Origin of the sequence: Campylobacter sp. W0014 (assembly GCF_020135975.1) — a bacterium.
Classification (GTDB): Bacteria; Campylobacterota; Campylobacteria; order Campylobacterales; family Campylobacteraceae; genus Campylobacter_D.
In genome coordinates, this window is the sequence record NZ_JACHTR010000063.1 from 1 (window position 1) to 1733 (window position 1733).

The following is a 1733-nucleotide window of genomic DNA, read 5'->3' on the forward strand; positions in this document are numbered from 1 at the left end:
CACTTGCAAAAGAGATCTACCAAGCAGCAAATTTTAAAAGAATTTATGTCACAAAAGAAAAACTTGTGATTGAGTATTATATTAAAAATGATTTGATTTTTCCTTTGGGAACTTTTTTTGTGTATTCTTATGAACCAGTGCATAGTTGGGGAGATATAGTGATATACACCTTCGGAGATAAAGTTAAAGAACACCGCGAACCCGAAATTTTTAGTACTGATCCTGATCCTCGGATAGAAAATAGCTTTTACACAAAAGTTAATGCCATTATAAAGCCCCATGTAATGCCTTATTTGTTAAGCTTAAGTGATGAAGAATTTGAAAAAATCTTTTTCCATGTAAACGCCACTAGTAACATTAATACCACTTTCCTTAAAGAAGCAATGGAACTCAGAAAAGAGAAAAAAGATGAATGAAAGTATTTTATCTTATACAAGAGATTAAAACTTATTTAAAGGATAAAAATGAGTAACACAGAAATCAAAGAACAAGACACTCAAGATGAAATTATTTTTGAAGCAAAAAAATATATACCTGCATTTTTATTTTATGGAATAATATACATTGGACTTTTATGTTTTATGCTTTATTTGCTTCCTAGGGGATTGAACAATACTACAAATTTTAAAGATTTTATAGTTCTTTCTATTATTCTTTTTGGGTTGTATGCACTTGCACGAGCAATCTATAAAATGGCAAATATTAAAAGAATTTATGTCACAAAAGAAAAACTTGTGATTGAGTATTATATTAAAAATGATTTGGTTTTTCCTTTGGGAACTTTTTTTATATATTATCGTTGTTTGTCATATGCAATTTCTCCAGGACATATAGTGATACATACCTTTGGAGATAAGGCCAAAGAACACCTCGAACATGATATTTTTAACCAAGACAGTGACCCAAAAAATAGTTTTTTTGTAAGAATTAATACCATTATAAAGCCCCATGTAATGCCTTATTTGTTAAGCTTAAGTGATGAAGAATTTGAAAAAATCTTTTTCCATGTAAACGCCACTAGCGACATTAATACCACTTTCCTTAAAGAAGCAATGGAACTCAGAAAAGAGAAGAAAGATGAATGAAAGTATTTTATCTTATACAAGAGATTAAAACTTATTTAAAGGATAAAAATGAGTAACACAGAAATCAAAGAACAAGACACTCAAGATGAAATTATTTTGGAAGCAAAAAAATATATACCTGCATTTTTATTTTGCGGGATAATATACACTGGATTTTTGTGTTTTTTTCTTTATTGGCTCCCTAGGGCATTTGACAATACTAAGAATTTTAAATGGTTTGTGGTTTTTATTATATATCTTTATGTATTATATATATATATAAGTCTTGTTTATAAAACAGTAAATTTTAAAAGAATTTATATCACAAAAGAAAAACTTGTGATTGAATTCTATTTTAGGAATGATTTAATTTTTCCTTTAGGAACTTTTTTTGTGTATTCTTATAACCCATCGCGTGCTTTGGTGGGAGATATAGTTATACAAACTCTCAAAGGTAAAAGATACTACATTAAAAATCTTATCAAGCATGAAATAGAACTAAAAAATGATTTTTATGCAAAAGTTAATGCCATTATAAAGCCCCATGTAATGCCTTATTTGTTAAGCTTAGGTGATGAAGAATTTGAAAAAATCATTTCATTTGTAACCGGTTTTCATAAAATTGATACCACTTTCCTTAAAGAAGCAATGGAACTCAGAAAAGAGAAG

Annotated in this window: 2 protein-coding genes and 1 pseudogene; all 3 read left to right on the forward strand. The window is 28.3% G+C overall.

Annotation, left to right across the window (positions count from 1 at the left end):
- Positions 1-416 (forward strand): annotated as a pseudogene (locus H2277_RS08905) (hypothetical protein); the annotation flags it as partial.
- Between the two features lie 276 nt (positions 417-692).
- Positions 693-1085: a hypothetical protein gene (locus tag H2277_RS08910; protein WP_337201954.1), complete on the forward strand. Its 393-nt coding sequence runs from the start codon at positions 693-695 to the stop codon at positions 1083-1085.
- 48 nt (positions 1086-1133) lie between these two features.
- Positions 1134-1733: hypothetical protein (locus H2277_RS08915; RefSeq protein WP_337201953.1), on the forward strand; the 600-nt coding region annotated here is incomplete at its 3' end.

Bases quoted from the DNA above. Each gene is read 5' to 3' on its own strand.
- H2277_RS08910 (WP_337201954.1), top strand. From the start codon at position 693: ATGGCAAATATTAAAAGAATTTATGTCACAAAAGAAAAACTTGTGATT.